Here is a 15,370-nt window from a genome sequence, read left to right on the forward strand (position 1 = left end):
AGATGGGTATCAGAGACACCCCCAATCCCCAATCCCCGCCACTGAGCTACCCTGACCGGCCCGATCCATCTGCACTGCCATGCCCGTCGACAAGAACCTGCGTGACCTGGAACCCGGCATCCATACCGATCTGGAGGGGCGGCTGACCTACGGCGGCTATCTGCGGCTGGACCAGTTGCTGTCGGCGCAGCAGCCCCTGTCCGAGCCGGCGCACCACGACGAGATGCTGTTCATCATCCAGCACCAGACCTCCGAGCTGTGGCTGAAGCTGCTGGCGCACGAGCTGCGCGCGGCGATGGTGCACCTGCAGAACGACCAGGTCTGGCAGTGCCGCAAGGTGCTGGCGCGCAGCAAGCAGGTGCTGCGCCAGCTCACCGAACAGTGGTCGGTACTGGAGACGCTCACCCCGAGCGAGTACATGGGGTTTCGCGATGTGCTGGGGCCCTCGTCCGGCTTCCAGTCGCTGCAGTACCGCTATATCGAGTTCCTGCTGGGCAACAAGAACCCGCAGATGCTGCAGGTGTTCGCGTACGACCCGCAGGGGCAGGCGCGCCTGCGCCAGGTGCTGGAAGCGCCCAGCCTGTACGAGGAATTCCTGCGCTACCTGGCGCGCTTCGGGCATGCCATCCCGCCGCAATACCAGGGGCGCGACTGGACCTGCGCGCATGTGGCCGACGACAGCCTGCGCCCGGTGTTCGAGCGCATCTACGAAAACACCGACCGCTACTGGCGCGAGTATTCGCTGTGCGAGGACCTGGTCGATGTGGAAACCCAGTTCCAGCTATGGCGTTTCCGCCACATGCGCACGGTGATGCGGGTGATCGGCTTCAAGCGTGGCACCGGTGGGTCCAGCGGCGTGGGATTCCTGCAGCAGGCGCTGGCGCTGACCTTCTTCCCGGAGCTGTTCGACGTGCGCACGTCGGTGGGCATGGAAAGCCGCGAGCCGATGAAGGGTGGCCGCGATGAGCCGGAGAATGGCTGAGCGGGCCAGCGGAAGCGGGCGGGGCGGTAGTGGCTCGCTGGAGTTGAGGCCGGTGGCGCTCCAATGGCCGCCATCAGGTCGAGGAGTGCTGCGAATTTGACGCGTACATGACGTCTAAGTGATCCTCGCGCGTCTCCCGGGTACGCCCTGGGCACCCAGCCATTCCTGAATACGCAAGGGACATTCCATGAGCGTTGACGCTACCGCGCCGACTTCCGCCACCCCGCCGCCGCCTGCACCTCCCGAGTTCCCCACGCTGCTCGGCCATCCCCGGCCGTTGTGGATGCTGTTCATGACCGAGTTCTGGGAACGCTTCGCGTTCTACGGCATTCGTTGGGCGCTGACGCTCTATATCGTGGCCCAGTTTTACGAGGGCTCAGGCGCCGGCGAAGCCCCGGCCAATCGACTCTACGGCGCTTATCTGGCACTGGTATATGCCTCGGCGCTGTTTGGTGGGTTCGTCGCAGACCGACTCATTGGCTATCAGCGCTCGCTGTTGATCGGTGCAGTTATCATGTCGGTCGGCCTATTCCTGATCGCAGTGCCAAACGAACAAATATTCAAAATTGGCCTGGCGACGATCATCGCCGGCAACGGCCTGTTCAAGCCGAACGTCTCGACCATGGTCGGCAAACTGTATCCGCTGAACGATCCGCGTCGGGATTCAGGATTCACGATCTTCTACATGGGTATCAATGCAGGCGGGTTTCTGGCGCCGATTCTGACCGGTTTGCTTGCAGACAAAATTTTTGGCACCGAGGCGATGCCTGCCTACAAGTACGTTTTTATCGCCTCAGGCGTGGGCATGCTGATCAGTCTTGTCTGGTTCTGGTTGGGACGTCGTCAACTCGGGCCGGTCGGCTTGCCGCCTGTCGGTGGAGAAGGCATGGGCCGAACTCTGGCGGTACTGGTGGGCACACTTGTTGCAATTCCGGTCGCCTATGGCCTGTTGCTGATCGATGCCAGCATCCTTGGTTGGATCCTGACCGTCTTGTTCCTAGCCCTGTGCGGATTGATCCTGTTCGAAGGCATTCGCGAAGGCAAAGTGCACCGCGACCGCGCCATCGCCATGCTGATCGTGTTTGTGTTTAACGTAATGTTCTTCATGTTCTTCGAGCAGGCGGGCAGTTCGTTCAACTTCCTCGCCCAGAACATCGTGGAGCGCGACCTGGGTGGCTGGATGTTCCCGGTGGGTTGGTTCCAATCGGTCAACACGCTGGCCATCCTGGTGCTTGGCCCGGTCTTTGTCTGGCTTTGGGTAGCGCTGAAATCGGCCAATCCGTCGATCCCGCGCAAGTTCGGCCTGGGCTTGATTTTCAACGGATTGGCTTTTGCACTGCTGATGTACGCGTTGTCTGCACTTGTGGACGATGCCGGGAAAATTCCCTTCTGGACCTTGTTCATGGTCTACGTCATCCAGACTGTCGGTGAGCTTTGCTTGTCTCCGATCGGTTTGTCGATGACCACAAAACTGGCGCCCGCCAAAGTCGTTGGCTTGGCCATGGGTGGCTGGTTCCTGTCGACCGCGATTGGCAACAACCTGTCGGGCATCTTCGCTTCTGCGGTCAGCGGCGAGACCGGTATGACCGTGGCCTCTGCATTGAAGGGCTACACTTTCGGGTTCTGGTCGTTGATCGCTGCGGGCGTATTGCTGTTGCTGATTGCCCCATTGGTCAACAAACTGATGCATGGTGTGAAGTGAGGAGAACAGCAATGCCGATCAAACCCACTGTCTGTGGCCTGCTGCTGGCAGGTCTGTTGAGCGCCTGCGGGCAGCCCACCGAGCAACAGGAGGCGCCACGGCCGCTGGACACCTCGATGCAGAAGCCGCCCAGCGCCGACCCCAGCCAGCCGGTGTCCTCGGGCAATACGCCCACCGCGGCCGACATCGCCGCGGCGGCGGCGCTCAATGCGCAGTACGACCCCTCGCGCGATCCGGCCGCCGATCTGGAGACCGCCAAGGTCGAGGCCAAGCGCGGCGGCAAGCGCATCGTGCTCAACGTCGGCAATGCGGCCTGCGAGCCGTGCAAGGCGCTGGACGAGCTGATGGGCGGCGATGCGGAGCTGCGCAGCTTCCGCGATGCGCACTTCGTGGTGGTCAAGGTCAATCGCGATGCGACCAACGAGAACGCCGCGTTCCTGTCGCAGTTCGCCCAGCTCAACGACTATCCGTCGCTGCTGGTGCTGGACAACGACGGCAAGCTGCTGACCACCCAGTCCGGCCCAGAACTGCGCAAGGGCGAGGGCTTCGACCGCAGGAAACTGTTCGATTTCCTCAAGCAGTGGGCGCCGCCGCAGGCCTGACCCGTCGTTGCCGTGGCATGCAAAAACCCCCGCACTGCGGGGGTTTTTTTATCAGTCCTTGCCGGCCATGCGCGGCAGCCCGTCCTTGGCCAGCCGGTCGATCAGCGTCTCCAGGATCTGCTGTTCCTCGGCGCTGAACACCGACATCAGCCGCTGTTCCATCTCGTTGACCAGCGGGGCGACGGTCTCGTAGACCTGGCGCCCGGCCGGCGACAGCGCCAGCATCGAGCGGCGGCGGTCGTCGCCATGGGTTTCGCGGCGGATGAAGCCGCGCTCCAGCAGGCGCGCCACGGCGCGGCTGACTGCAACTTTATCCATCGCGGTGCGGTCGGAGACCTCGCTGGCCGAGGAACCCGGATACAGCGCCAGGATGGTGATCACCCGCCACTCGGGAATGGCCATGCCGTAACGATCACCGTAGACCTTGGCGATATTGCTGCTGATGCGGTTGGACAGCACGCTCAGGCGATACGGCAGGAACTGCTCGAGGTTGAGCAGCACAGGATGTGGCGGCGGGGTAGGGGCGTCGAGATCGCTCATGTTGCACTGTGTCTTGATTTTGGTTTCATTTGCAACTACAAACCTTGGGTGGCCTGCGCATTCTCGCGGGTCTTCTGCCACCCCGCATAGCCCTGCGGACGGCCTAGCGTGGAGAAACGACGATGAGCGCACAACCGAGCAGTACCGCAACCCGCCCGAACCTGGGCATGCAGGTCACCACCTTCGACAATCCGATGGGGATCGACGGGTTCGAGTTCGTCGAATTCGCCGCGCCCGCCGGCCAGGCCGCGCAGCTGCACGACTACTTCCGCAAGATGGGCTTCAGCGCGGTGCTGCGTCACCGCAGCCGCGCCATTACCGTCTATCGCCAGGGCGGGGTCAACTTCCTGCTCAACGAAGATCCCGATTCGTTTGCCGCCGATTTCGCCGCCGCGCACGGCCCGAGCGCCTGCGGCTTTGCGATCCGCTTCCGCACCCCGGCCGAGACGGTGCTGCAGACCGTGCTGGGCAACGGCGGCGAAGCGGTGCAGGACAAGGCCGACACGCGCGCTGTCCCGGCCCCGGTGGTCAAGGGCATCGGCGACTGCATGCTGTACCTGGTGGACCGTTACGGCGATGCGGGCAGCATCTACGACGCCGACTACGAGCCGATCGAAGGAGCCGACCCGCAGCCGGCCGGCTTCGGGCTGACCTTCATCGACCACCTGACCCACAACCTGTACTTCGGCAACATGCAGCGCTGGTCGGACTATTACGAGCGCCTGTTCAACTTCCGCGAGATCCGCTACTTCGACATCAAGGGCGCCAAGACCGGCCTGGTGTCCAAGGCGATGACCGCCCCGGACGGCATCGTGCGCATCCCGCTCAACGAATCCTCCGACCCCAAGAGCCAGATCAACGAGTATCTGGACGCCTACCACGGCGAAGGCATCCAGCACATCGCCTGCTTCACCGACGATATCTACAGCTCGGTGGAAAGGATGCGCGAGGCCGGCGTGACATTCCTGGACACGCCCGACACCTATTTCGACGTGGTGGACCTGCGCATTCCCGACCACGGCGAGGATGTCGAACGCCTGCGGCGCAACAAGATCCTGATCGATGCGGATGTGGACACCAAGCAGCGCAAGCTGCTGCAGATCTTCACCACCAACTGCATCGGCCCGATCTTCTTCGAGATCATTCAGCGCAAGGGCAACGAGGGCTTTGGCGAAGGCAACTTCCAGGCGCTGTTCGAGAGCATCGAGCGCGATCAGATGAAGCGTGGGGTGCTTTGAGGGCGGGGATTGGGGATTCGCTGTTCGGGAATGGTCGAGATGATCTTCGAGGCAGTCGCTACGCCGTACCCTCACCCCAACCCCCGCTCCGCGCCCCGGCCCGCGCTTGCGGCGCGGGCGCTCCAAGGCACGCGCGCCAGTGGCGCGCAAGGTGTGCCTTCTCGCCCCGCGGGGAGAGGGGCGTAATCCGCCAGGCCTCAGCTTTTCTTCGGTAGGAAAGCGGCCTGATTCAACTCAATCCCAACCTTCTGCATCCGGGGAGGGAGGGCCAAGATCCGGACGCATGCCATGCACAACACCCCGCAGTACATGACCGGTTTCGGCAACACGTTCGCCACCGAGGCGGTGGCCGGCACCTTGCCGGTGGGGCAGAACTCGCCGCAGCGTGTCGCGCACGGGTTGTATGCCGAACAGTTGTCCGGCACCGCGTTCACCGCGCCACGCAGCGAGAACCGGCGCAGCTGGCTGTATCGCATCCGCCCGGCGGCGGTGCATGGCGCGTTCTCGCTGATCGCGCAGACACCCTTCCACAACGATTTCGGGCGCGGCCCGGTGCCACCGGATCAACTGCGCTGGAGCCCGTTGCCGCTGCCGTCGGCGCCAACCGACTTCGTCGATGGTCTCTACACCATGGCCGGCAACGGTGGGCCGGAAGCGATGTCCGGCGTTGCCGTGCATCTGTATGCGGCCAATGCCTCCATGCACGATCGCTTCTTCTACGATGCCGATGGCGAGCTGTTGCTGGTGCCACAACTCGGGCGCCTGCGCATCCACAGCGAGCTCGGGGTGCTGGAACTGGAGCCGCAGCAGATCGGGGTGATACCGCGCGGCGTGCGCTTCCGTGTCGAGCTGCCCGATGGCGAGGCGCGTGGCTATGTCTGCGAAAACTTCGGCGCATTGCTGCGGCTGCCCGACCTGGGGCCGATCGGCTCCAACGGGCTGGCCAACGCGCGCGATGTCGAAACGCCGCATGCGGCCTTCGAGCAGCGCGAAGGCGCGTTCGAACTGGTGGCCAAGTTCCAGGGCCATCTGTGGCGCGCGGACATCGGCCACTCGCCGCTGGACGTGGTGGCCTGGCATGGCAACTACGCGCCGTATCGCTACGATCTGCGCCGCTTCAACACCATCGGTTCGATCAGCTTCGACCATCCGGACCCGAGCATCTTCACCGTGCTGACCTCGCCCAGCGACACGCATGGCACGGCGAACATGGATTTTGCGATCTTCCCGCCCCGCTGGCTGGTGGCGCAGCACACCTTCCGCCCGCCGTGGTTCCATCGCAATGTGGCCAGCGAGTTCATGGGGCTGGTGCACGGCGTCTACGATGCCAAGGCCGACGGCTTCGCGCCCGGTGGTGCCTCGCTGCACAACTGCATGAGCGGGCACGGCCCGGATGCGGCGACCTTCGACAAGGCCTCGCATGCCGACCTGACGCGCCCGGACGTGATCGCCGACACCATGGCCTTCATGTTCGAAACGCGGGCGGTGCTGCGCCCCACGCAGCAGGCATTGCAGGCCGCGCATCGGCAGGGCGACTACCAGCAGTGCTGGTCCGGCTTGCGCGCAGCGTTCCAGGCGCCCAGGTCAGGTGATGCACCGTAGCTCAGGCCACCAGCCGGGGGCTGAGCAGGCAGTACGGCACGGCAGAGGCGTGGTTGTCGGAAACGTGCCGTTTGCGACGCAGCAGTCGCAGACGCGTGCTCGAGCAGCCTGCACGGTACCGGCTGCGATTGTCGGATCACGCCAACTGCAAGGCATCCGTTGCCGCTGGCCGATCACGCCATCCACGCCATGTCGGTGTCAGTTGCCCGATCAGGCAGCCTGCAACGCATCCGGCAACAGCTCGCCGATCCGTGCACGTACGCGCTCGGCATAGCTTGCCGAGGTGATCTGCGGCAACGCGCGCAGCGCCTCGGCGATGGCGGCGGCGATGGTGTCTTCGGTACGTGCGGCGTGCAGCTGCCGGTGCAGCACCACGGCCGCCGGGTTGCGTTGCAGCTGCAGGATGTCGAGCAGGTACAGCCGTGCGTTGGTGGCCGCGCGGCGACGCTGGCGTTGCAGGTCCTCCTCGCTCGGTGGCGCAGCTGGCGACGGCACGCAATCGCCCGCAACGACGGGAGCGAGCGCAGCGACCGGGGGCGCGAGTGGCGTTCTCGCGTTGCCTGCAGGCGTGCCGAAGGCCAGATAGCCCATCGCGCAGAGCCCCTGCACCAACGCGGCGCCGTCGCCGCCCAGCAGTGCTGCCAGGGTGGCCAGATCGCGCTGCCCGTCTGCCAGGATCAGCGCGCGTCGCTGCAGCAAGGTGAGGGGACTGCGGTGCGATTGCAGCGCGGTGAGGGCGAGCTCGGTCTTGCGTGGGGTCATGGCGGCGGTCCTGCGAGGCGCCCAGCTTGCCCGCAGCCAATGAAGCGCCGATGACATCGGCACGCTGCAAGGCGCGCTGGCGTTCTGCACGCCGCCGCGATGTGCGCCGTTGGGCTGTGGCGGACCCGTAGGAACGCCATGCATGACCACCGGATTGCCCGGTTTGATGGGCACACTGCTGTCGCTGATCGGCTGCAACCGCGCCGGGCCAGCACGGCGGTGGCGGCCGACGCGGCAGCAGGAAGCCTCAGTGCGGATGCTTGTCCGGCCCGGCGTGCTGGCTGGCGGTGTCGGCGTTCTCGCCGACATCGCCTTGGGTCTGCGGCGTGGGCAGGCCTTCCTTTTTCATGTCGCCGTGGTTGGGCACTTCCGGGCGGTCTTCCATCATCAGCGACAACGCGGCCTTGGCCATCAGATGGGCACTGATCGGTGCGGTGATGAAGAGGAACACGGTGATCAGCAGTTCGCGCGGTTGCGGGTCCACGCCGAGGAACAGGTGATAGCCCACCGATGCCAGCAGCACGCAGCCCACCCCCAGCGTGCTGGCCTTGGTCGGCGCATGCAGGCGCTTGAAGAAGTCCGACAGCTTCACCAGGCCGAACGCGCCGATCAGGATGAAGAAGGTGCCGACCAGCAACAGCGCGCTGAGCAGATATTCGGTCAGCGCGATCATTCGACGATGTCCCGACGCAGCACGAACTTGCTCAGCACCACGGTGCTGCCGAAGCCCAGCATCGCGATCACCAGCGCGGCTTCGAAGTAGATCGGCGAATCCAGGTACATGCCCAGCAGCATCAGCTCGGCGATGGCGGTGATGGACAGGGTGTCCAGCGCCAGGATGCGATCGGGCACGCTCGGCCCGCGCAGCAGGCGCCACAGCGCCATCAGCATGGCCAGGCCCACCGCATGCATGCAGATGACGATGGTCGATTCGATGAACATGTGGCCGGTCATGGAAAGATCTCCATCAGGGGCTTCTCGTAGCGGCTCTTGATCTCGGCGATCAGGGCGTCCGGGTCGTCCAGGTGCAGCACGTGCACCAGCAGATACTTGCGGTCATCCGAGAGCGCCGCCGACACCGTGCCGGGAGTGAGGGTGATCATGCTGGTCAGCGCGGCGATGCCGTGGATGTTGGCGATGTCCAGCGGCACCCAGATGAAACCGGGGTGGATGCGCGACTCCGGGCCGAGCACCTGGCCGGCCACCTTGAGGTTGGAGCGCACGATGTCGCCGGCGGCCACCAGCAACATGCGCGGCACCGAGCGCAGCGACCCGATGCGGGCGAACTCGCGGTCCAGGCGCGCCGCAAAGATCGGCACCACCCAGCCCAGCAGCAGGCCCAGCACCCATTGCTGCGGCCCGAAGCTGTCGCTGAGCAACAGCCAGAAAATGAACACCGTCACGCTCAGCGAGGGCGAGGGCAGCAGCCGGCTGCGCAGCGGCATGCGCGTGCTCATGGCTGCCTCCGTTGCGGCATGGTGGCGCGCACCTGTTCCACGTAGGCGCCGGGATCGCGCAGTTGCACGCCGGCCGCGTCGGTATAACGCATCAACGGGCCGGCACCGGCCGTCATCGCCACCAGCCCGCCCAGCAACAGCAGCGTGGCGGCAGTCTCCACCGGGCGCATGCGCGCACGGCGTTGCGGCTGCAGCGCGGGGACATCCTGCACCGCTTCGGGCACGCGCCAGAACAGGCGCACGCCGGCACGCGTCAGGCCGATCACCACCAGCAGGCTGCTGCCGAGGATGGCGACCCACACCGGCCCGACCAGGCCGGCGGGCACGTGCTGCAGCAACGCGGCCTTGGCCAGGAAGCCGGACAACGGCGGCAGCCCGGCAACCGCCACCGCGGCGACCATGAACATCGCACCGGGCATCCCGCGCCGCGGCAGCGGCGCGACCACTTCCTTGCGGTCGCTGGCGCTGCCGCGGCGCCGCCGGATCAGGTCCGACACCATGAACAAGGCCGCGGCCACGAAGCTGCTGTGCGGCAGGTAGTACAGCCCCGCACCCAATGCGCCGGCATCGTCCAGCGAGAAGGCGATGAACAACGTCGCCGCCGAGAACACCACCAGATACGACACCATCACCCGCAGCCGCGATGCGGCCATCACCCCGAAGGCGGCCATCAACAGCGTGGCGATGCCCAGCCACAGCAATGCGTGGCGACCGAAGCCCTGCAGCGCGCCGGCACCGGCGCCGAACCACAGCGCCGACACGCGCAGCGTCGCGTACAGCCCGACCTTGGTCATGATCGCAAACAACGCCGCCACCGCCGCCGGCGCGCGCGAATAGGTCTCCGGCAACCACAGGTACAGCGGCAGCAACGCGGCCTTGCTGCAGAACACCAGCAGCAACAGGCCCAGGCTGGCCTTGGCCAGCGGCACGTCCTGCGCCGGCAACGTGGCGATGCGCTGCGACAGCTCGGCCATGTTCAAGGTGCCGAACACGCCGAACAGCAGGCCCAGCGCGATCAGGAACAGGGTCGACGCACACACGTTGAACACCACGTAATGCAGGCCCACACGCATCTGCAGCCCGCGCCCGCCGCTGAGCAACAGGCCGTAGGAGGCGATCAGCATCACTTCGAAGAACACGAACAGGTTGAAGATGTCGCCGGTCAGGAACGCACCGTTCAAGCCCATCAACTGGAACTGGAACAAGGCATGGAAATGCGGCGCGCGCCGGTCCCAGCCCGCGCAGGCATGCAGCAGGCAGGCCGCGCCCAGGATCAAGGTGGTCAACATCATCCACGCCGACAGGCGGTCGCCCATCAGCACGATGCCGATGCGCGCCGGCCAGTCGCCGAGCAGGTACACCAGCACCTGGCCGTCGGCGGCGCGCGCGAACAAGGCGATGACCGACACGGCCAGCAACACCATGCTCGTCCACGCCACCGTGCGCTGCACGCGCGGCCCATAGCGCCGATGTTCGACGAACAGCGACGCCGATGCGCCCAGCATCGGGATCAGGATCGGCAGGATCAGCAGATGATTCATCGCCGTGCCTCGCGCGTATCCACGCCGGTGGTGGCGTCTTCATGCGCATCCACATGGTCGCTGCCATTGTCGCTGCGGCTGCGGATCGCCAGCACCAGGCTCACGGCGGTCATCGCGAAGGCGATCACGATCGCAGTCAGCACCAGCGCCTGCGGCAACGGATCGGTGTAGTGCATCAGGTCGGCCGGCACGCCCTCGCGCAGCACCGGCGCCTGGCCGCTACGCAGCCGCCCACCGGCGAAGATCAGCAGGTTGGTCGCATACGACAGGAAGGTCATGCCCAGGATCACGTCGAAGCTGCGCGCGCGCAGCAACAGGTAGATCGCCAATGCGGTCAGGACGCCGATCGCGCTTGCCACTGCCAGTTCCATCAATGCTGCTCCGCGGTGCGTGTCGAACGCTGGGTGGGGTCGATCTCGCCACGCTGCGAGCTGCGCGTACGCGAGGGTTTGATCGTGCCCATCATCGACAGCATCAACATCGCCGCGCCGAACACCACCAGATACACGCCGATATCGAAGCCCAGCGCGCTGGCCAGTTCCAGATCGCCCAGCAGCGGCAACGGAATCTCCAGATGCCCGCTGCTCAGGAACGGCATGCCGAAGACCAGCGCACCGGCGCCACTGACCAGCGCGCACAGCAGGCCGATGCCGATCAGGCGGATGTAGTCGAAGCCGAAGCGCGATTCCACCGACGCGGTGCCCTGGATCACGTACTGCATCAGCAACGGCACCGCCAGCACCAGCCCGGCGATAAAACCGCCACCGGGCGCGTTATGGCCGCGCAGGAACAGGAACAACGACACCGTCAGCGTCAGCGGGAACATGATCTGCGCCAGGTCGGCCGGCACCGGCAACTTGATCGGCGGGCCGGGCATGGTGCGCTCCGGCGCCATGCGCGAGCGCCGCAGCAGCGCGTGCACCACCAGCCCGGCGATCGCGAACACGGTGATCTCGCCGAAGGTATCGAAGCCGCGGAAATCCACCAGGATCACGTTGACCACGTTGCGCCCGTAGGCTTCCGGCAGCGCACGCTGCAGCAGCTCGCCGGCGACCGTGTGGCTGGGCTGGGTCATCAAGGTGTAGGCCAACGCAGCCAGCCCGGCGCCCCCGACCACGGCGATGCCGGCATCGCGGAGTTTGCGCAGGCGCGCAGGTTCGGGCACCGAGCGCTCGGGCAGGTAATTCATCGCCAGCAGCATCAGCACCAGCGTCACCATCTCCACCAGCAGCTGGGTCAACGCAAGGTCCGGTGCCGACAGGAACACGAAGGTCATGCTGACGGCCAGGCCGGTGCCACCCAGCACCAGCACGGCGAGCAGGCGCTGCTTGTACAGGAACAGGCTGCCCAGGGCGCAGGCGATCATCAGCAGCCAGATCGTCCAGCCCAGCAGCGGCAGCGGGGTGGGCGCCGGCCAGGCCGGCAAGGCGCCGCCCTGCAGGAACGGCACCAGCGCCACCACGACCGCGCTCAGCACCAGCAGCATCAGCATGCGCTGCAGATTGCCGTTGGTGACCGCATCGGTCATGCGCACGGTACCGGCGAACAGGGCGCGCAGGTTCCAGTTGAACAGCGCCTTGCCCGGCGAGCGGTTCTGGATCGCGTACATGTCCAGCGTGCGGCGCAGCGCCATGTACAACAGGGTGCCGCCCACCATGCCGGCGATGCTCATCGCCAGCGGCCAGTTCCAGCCGTGCCACAGCGCCAGGCTGTAGTCGGGCAGGCGCTCGCCGAGGATGGCGCTGGCACCGGCACGCAGCACCGGCGCGATGGTCCAGGCCGGCACGATGCCCACGGCCACGCAGATCAGCACCAGCACGTCCACCGGAATCCGCATCCAGCGCGGCGGCTCGTGCGGAGTGGTGTCCAGATCGCGTGGGCCCTGGCCGAAGAAGGTGTCGTGCACGAAGCGCAGGCTGTAGGCCACGCCGAGCAGGCCGGCCAGCAGGGCGGCGATGCTGGCCAATACCCGCATGGTCTGCGGCGCGTCGGTTTCCAGCGCCACGGCAAAGAACATTTCCTTGGACAGGAAGCCGTTGAGCAGCGGAACGCCGGCCATTGCCAGCGAGGCGGTGATCGCCAGCGCGCTGGTGACCGGCATCAGGCGGCGCAGATTGCCCAGCTTGCGCATGTCGCGCGTGCCGGTCTCGTGGTCGATGATGCCGGCGGCCATGAACAGCGAGGCCTTGAACACCGCATGGTTGAGGATGTGGAACACGCCGGCCACCACCGCCATCGGCGTGGACAGGCCGAACAGCATCGTGATCAGGCCCAGATGCGAAATGGTCGAGTACGCCAGCACGCCCTTGAGGTCGTGCTGGAAGATCGCGTGCCAGGCGCCAAGCAGCAGCGTGATCGCACCGATGCTGGTGACCGTATAGAAGAACAGATCGGTGCCGGCCAGGGCAGGATGCAGGCGCGCCAGCAGGAACACGCCGGCCTTCACCATCGTGGCCGAATGCAGATACGCCGACACCGGCGTAGGCGCGGCCATCGCGTGCGGCAGCCAGAAGTGGAACGGGAACTGCGCGCTCTTGGTGAAGATGCCCAGCAGCACCAATCCCAACGCATACGGATACAGCGGGCTGGCGCGAATGAGATCGCCGGCCGCCAGTACCGCATCCAGCTCAAAGCTGCCGACGATGCCGCCGATCATCAGGATGCCGCCGAGCAGCGCCAGGCCGCCACCGGCCGTCAGCACGAAGGCCATGCGCGCACCTTCGCGCGCGTCCTTGCGGTGCGACCAGAAGCCGATCAACAGGAACGAGCTGATGCTGGTGAGCTCCCAGAACACCATCAGCAACAGCAGGTTGCCCGACAACACCATGCCGAGCATCGCGCCCATGAACAGCATCAGATAGGCAAAGAAGCGCGAGGCGCTGTCGCGTGCACTCAGGTAGTAATGCGCATACAGCACCACCAGCGCGCCGATGCCCAGCACCAGCAACGCGAACATCCACGCCAGGCCATCGAGCCGCAGCGAGAACATCAGGCCGATCTGCGGCAACCACGCGTGCTTGCTGCCGACCACCTCGCCGCGCAGCACGGCCGGTGTGAGCGTTGCCAGGATGAGCAGCCCGCCCAACGGCGCGGCCGCAGCCAACCACGCAGTGATCGAACGGGAGACGCGCCAGAGCAGCGCAGTGGCGGCCGCCATCACAAATGGCAGCGCGAGCAGGATTTCCAGCGGAAAAGGCATGCAGGGAACACAAGATTCGCGAGCAGGCCAGAGAGCTTAACAAACCGTTGACTGACGCCCGCGTCAACGCCGTGGCTGCGCGCATGCGTAAATCGCCAACGCAGCAGCATCGCGCCGCTGCGTGTCACTGGTTATGCTGGGATCACCCAGACCGCATCCGAGCCCCGTGACCGCTGCCGATCCCGCTCCGTCCCCTGCCGTTTCTGCGCCGCGCGCCCTGGTGTTCGGCGGCAGCGGTCAGATCGGCGAACGCCTGCTGACGCGGCTGCTCGGCCGCGGCTGGCAGGTGACGGCATGGTCGCGCCAGCCGCGCGCGGCGCGCTCCGGGCTGATCTGGCGGCAGGGCGACCTGGCCACGCCGGCTGCCGCGGGCGAGGCCTTCGAGGTGATCTTCAGCTGCGGCCCGCTGGACCATTTCGCGCGCTGGTATGCCGAAAATCCGGTGCGCGCTCCGCGCATTGTGGCGTTCGGTTCCACCAGCCTGGAGGTCAAGGAACATTCGATCGACGCGGCCGAGCGCGATGTCGCACAGCGCCTGGCACATGCCGAACAGGCCCTGTTCTCCGCAGCCCAGGCGCGTGGTGCCACGGCGACGGTGCTGCGCCCGACGCTGGTCTATGGGGCCGGGCGCGACCGCACGCTCACCCAGATCGCCGGGCTGGCGCAGCGCACCGGCGCCTTCGTGCTGCCAGCCAACGCAACCGGGCTGCGCCAGCCGGTGCATGTGGACGATCTGGCCAGCGCCGCGCTGGCAGTGCTCACCCAGCCGGCGACACAGCAGCGCAGCTATGCCGTCGGCGGCGGCGAGGTGCTGGCCTATACGCAGATGGTGGAGCGCGTGCTGGCGGCGCTGCCGCGACCGGCGCGGCTGTATCAGGTGCCGCCCGGCCTGTTCGGCCTTGCCCTCACTGCCGCGCAGCGGCTGGGGCGCCTGCGTGGCATCAATGCGGCCGCATTGCAGCGCATGCGCGATGACCTGGTGTTCGACCTGGAACCGGCGCGTCGCGACTTCGGCTACGCGCCACGCGCCTTTCGTCCGCTGCCCGAAGAGCTCGGCATCGGCGAGTGATACCCCACAGGTGCACCTGTGTGCCATGCAGCGCTGCGTGGCGCGCAGTCGACCACGCCTGGGGTGCAGCAATGGCGCGTCCTCAGCGTCAGCCGCGGCAGCGCGCAGTCGTAATACGCCGCTTCAACGCAGGACCACGCCGGCACCGGGCTGTGCGCTGGGCGTGTCGGCCGTGCTCAATACCGCCAACCCAACTGACGATACAACTTGGCCAGCACCCAGATCGGCCCGATCAGCAGATAGGTCAGGTCGGTCAGAAAGCTCGGCTTGCGGCCTTCGATCCGGTGGCCGACGAACTGCGCGATCCAGGCCAGCACGAACACTGAAAGCGCCGTGGTGAACAGGCCGCTGAGCCCGAGCCTGCCTTCGATCAACCGGCACAGGCAGCCGAAGAAAAAGAAGATCCCCAGCATGCCCAGCCCGAGCGGACGCGATAAGCGGTTGTAGTACGACCAGGCCGCGAACATCGACAACGCCGCCCATACGCCGCTGCTGAACCAGGTGCCGCCGACCGGGATGCACCACAGCAGGCCCACCACCGACCACAGGATCGCCGGCACCGCCAGCACGTGGATCTGCTGATTGGTCGCGTTGCGATGGTCGTCGGAATAACTGGCGAAATAGCGGTCGATCGGTCGCGCGGTCTTGGTGCGTTCGGTCATGTTCCCTCCCAGGA

Annotated in this window: 15 protein-coding genes; 6 read left to right on the top strand and 9 right to left on the bottom strand. The window is 66.1% G+C overall.

Annotation, left to right across the window (positions count from 1 at the left end; genetic code table 11):
* The first annotated feature begins 79 nt into the window (after positions 1-79).
* From EO141_RS00265 to EO141_RS00275, 3 genes are all read left to right on the top strand, one after another.
* Positions 80-982, top strand: a complete 903-nt coding sequence (locus EO141_RS00265; protein ID WP_126969205.1) for a tryptophan 2,3-dioxygenase family protein — start codon at positions 80-82, stop codon at positions 980-982.
* A 187-nt stretch (positions 983-1,169) separates the two neighbouring features.
* Complete coding sequence (locus EO141_RS00270) at positions 1,170-2,684, top strand: oligopeptide:H+ symporter (protein WP_127168232.1); 1,515 nt, start codon at positions 1,170-1,172, stop codon at positions 2,682-2,684.
* An 11-nt stretch (positions 2,685-2,695) separates the two neighbouring features.
* The gene (locus tag EO141_RS00275; RefSeq protein ID WP_104583472.1) at positions 2,696-3,286 is read left to right on the top strand and encodes a thioredoxin family protein; all 591 of its coding nucleotides are present in this window, start codon (positions 2,696-2,698) and stop codon (positions 3,284-3,286) included.
* A gap of 51 nt (positions 3,287-3,337) precedes the next feature.
* Here EO141_RS00275 and EO141_RS00280 read toward each other — a convergent pair whose 3' ends face one another.
* The gene (locus EO141_RS00280; RefSeq protein WP_104583473.1) at positions 3,338-3,826 is read right to left on the bottom strand and encodes a MarR family transcriptional regulator; all 489 of its coding nucleotides are present in this window, start codon (positions 3,824-3,826) and stop codon (positions 3,338-3,340) included.
* 122 nt (positions 3,827-3,948) lie between these two features.
* Between EO141_RS00280 and hppD the strand changes: the two genes are divergently transcribed.
* Positions 3,949-5,064 (top strand): 4-hydroxyphenylpyruvate dioxygenase, encoded by a 1,116-nt coding sequence (gene hppD / locus EO141_RS00285; protein WP_164738981.1) that lies wholly within the window; start codon positions 3,949-3,951, stop codon positions 5,062-5,064.
* A 288-nt stretch (positions 5,065-5,352) separates the two neighbouring features.
* The gene (gene hmgA, locus EO141_RS00290) at positions 5,353-6,666 is read left to right on the top strand and encodes a homogentisate 1,2-dioxygenase (protein ID WP_127168233.1); all 1,314 of its coding nucleotides are present in this window, start codon (positions 5,353-5,355) and stop codon (positions 6,664-6,666) included.
* 210 nt (positions 6,667-6,876) lie between these two features.
* Here hmgA and EO141_RS00295 read toward each other — a convergent pair whose 3' ends face one another.
* The 7 genes from EO141_RS00295 to EO141_RS00325 form a co-directional block, all read right to left on the bottom strand.
* Positions 6,877-7,428, bottom strand: coding sequence for a hypothetical protein (locus EO141_RS00295; RefSeq protein ID WP_127168234.1), 552 nt, complete (start codon positions 7,426-7,428; stop codon positions 6,877-6,879).
* A 247-nt stretch (positions 7,429-7,675) separates the two neighbouring features.
* Positions 7,676-8,101 carry a Na+/H+ antiporter subunit G gene (locus EO141_RS00300; protein WP_115675773.1) on the bottom strand — a complete coding sequence of 142 codons (426 nt, stop codon included), beginning with the start codon at positions 8,099-8,101 and terminating at the stop codon, positions 7,676-7,678.
* Complete coding sequence (locus EO141_RS00305) at positions 8,098-8,382, bottom strand: K+/H+ antiporter subunit F (protein WP_016901330.1); 285 nt, start codon at positions 8,380-8,382, stop codon at positions 8,098-8,100. The genes EO141_RS00300 and EO141_RS00305 overlap by 4 nt, the downstream gene beginning before the upstream one ends.
* Positions 8,379-8,885: a Na+/H+ antiporter subunit E gene (locus EO141_RS00310; RefSeq protein ID WP_104649139.1), complete on the bottom strand. Its 507-nt coding sequence runs from the start codon at positions 8,883-8,885 to the stop codon at positions 8,379-8,381. Before EO141_RS00310 ends, EO141_RS00305 begins: the two co-directional genes overlap by 4 nt.
* Positions 8,882-10,426, bottom strand: coding sequence for a monovalent cation/H+ antiporter subunit D (locus EO141_RS00315; RefSeq protein WP_127168235.1), 1,545 nt, complete (start codon positions 10,424-10,426; stop codon positions 8,882-8,884). The genes EO141_RS00310 and EO141_RS00315 overlap by 4 nt, the downstream gene beginning before the upstream one ends.
* Positions 10,423-10,797, bottom strand: coding sequence for a Na+/H+ antiporter subunit C (locus EO141_RS00320; RefSeq protein WP_016901335.1), 375 nt, complete (start codon positions 10,795-10,797; stop codon positions 10,423-10,425). The genes EO141_RS00315 and EO141_RS00320 overlap by 4 nt, the downstream gene beginning before the upstream one ends.
* Positions 10,797-13,625 (bottom strand): monovalent cation/H+ antiporter subunit A, encoded by a 2,829-nt coding sequence (locus EO141_RS00325; protein WP_127168236.1) that lies wholly within the window; start codon positions 13,623-13,625, stop codon positions 10,797-10,799. The genes EO141_RS00320 and EO141_RS00325 overlap by 1 nt, the downstream gene beginning before the upstream one ends.
* Before the next feature lie 166 nt (positions 13,626-13,791).
* Here EO141_RS00325 and EO141_RS00330 point away from each other — a divergent pair, with 166 nt between their 5' ends.
* On the top strand, positions 13,792-14,694 hold the full coding sequence (locus tag EO141_RS00330; RefSeq protein ID WP_164738982.1) for an NAD-dependent epimerase/dehydratase family protein: 903 nt from the start codon (positions 13,792-13,794) through the stop codon (positions 14,692-14,694).
* Between the two features lie 176 nt (positions 14,695-14,870).
* Here EO141_RS00330 and EO141_RS00335 read toward each other — a convergent pair whose 3' ends face one another.
* Positions 14,871-15,356 (bottom strand): Mpo1-like protein, encoded by a 486-nt coding sequence (locus tag EO141_RS00335; RefSeq protein WP_127168237.1) that lies wholly within the window; start codon positions 15,354-15,356, stop codon positions 14,871-14,873.
* Between the last annotated feature and the right edge of the window lie 14 nt (positions 15,357-15,370).

The sequence above is a fragment of the Xanthomonas sp. BRIP62415 genome, from assembly GCF_003993515.1.
Classification (GTDB): domain Bacteria; phylum Pseudomonadota; class Gammaproteobacteria; order Xanthomonadales; family Xanthomonadaceae; genus Xanthomonas; species Xanthomonas euroxanthea.

Excerpts from the sequence above, each read along its gene's own strand:
- EO141_RS00265 (WP_126969205.1), top strand. The coding sequence starts at position 80 with ATGCCCGTCGACAAGAACCTGCGTGACCTGGAACCCGGCATCCATACC.
- EO141_RS00270 (WP_127168232.1), top strand. The coding sequence starts at position 1,170 with ATGAGCGTTGACGCTACCGCGCCGACTTCCGCCACCCCGCCGCCGCCT.
- EO141_RS00275 (WP_104583472.1), top strand. The coding sequence starts at position 2,696 with ATGCCGATCAAACCCACTGTCTGTGGCCTGCTGCTGGCAGGTCTGTTG.
- EO141_RS00280 (WP_104583473.1), bottom strand. The coding sequence starts at position 3,826 with ATGAGCGATCTCGACGCCCCTACCCCGCCGCCACATCCTGTGCTGCTC.
- hppD (WP_164738981.1), top strand. The coding sequence starts at position 3,949 with ATGAGCGCACAACCGAGCAGTACCGCAACCCGCCCGAACCTGGGCATG.
- hmgA (WP_127168233.1), top strand. The coding sequence starts at position 5,353 with ATGCACAACACCCCGCAGTACATGACCGGTTTCGGCAACACGTTCGCC.
- EO141_RS00295 (WP_127168234.1), bottom strand. The coding sequence starts at position 7,428 with ATGACCCCACGCAAGACCGAGCTCGCCCTCACCGCGCTGCAATCGCAC.
- EO141_RS00300 (WP_115675773.1), bottom strand. The coding sequence starts at position 8,101 with ATGATCGCGCTGACCGAATATCTGCTCAGCGCGCTGTTGCTGGTCGGC.
- EO141_RS00305 (WP_016901330.1), bottom strand. The coding sequence starts at position 8,382 with ATGACCGGCCACATGTTCATCGAATCGACCATCGTCATCTGCATGCAT.
- EO141_RS00310 (WP_104649139.1), bottom strand. The coding sequence starts at position 8,885 with ATGAGCACGCGCATGCCGCTGCGCAGCCGGCTGCTGCCCTCGCCCTCG.
- EO141_RS00315 (WP_127168235.1), bottom strand. The coding sequence starts at position 10,426 with ATGAATCATCTGCTGATCCTGCCGATCCTGATCCCGATGCTGGGCGCA.
- EO141_RS00320 (WP_016901335.1), bottom strand. The coding sequence starts at position 10,797 with ATGGAACTGGCAGTGGCAAGCGCGATCGGCGTCCTGACCGCATTGGCG.
- EO141_RS00325 (WP_127168236.1), bottom strand. The coding sequence starts at position 13,625 with ATGCCTTTTCCGCTGGAAATCCTGCTCGCGCTGCCATTTGTGATGGCG.
- EO141_RS00335 (WP_127168237.1), bottom strand. The coding sequence starts at position 15,356 with ATGACCGAACGCACCAAGACCGCGCGACCGATCGACCGCTATTTCGCC.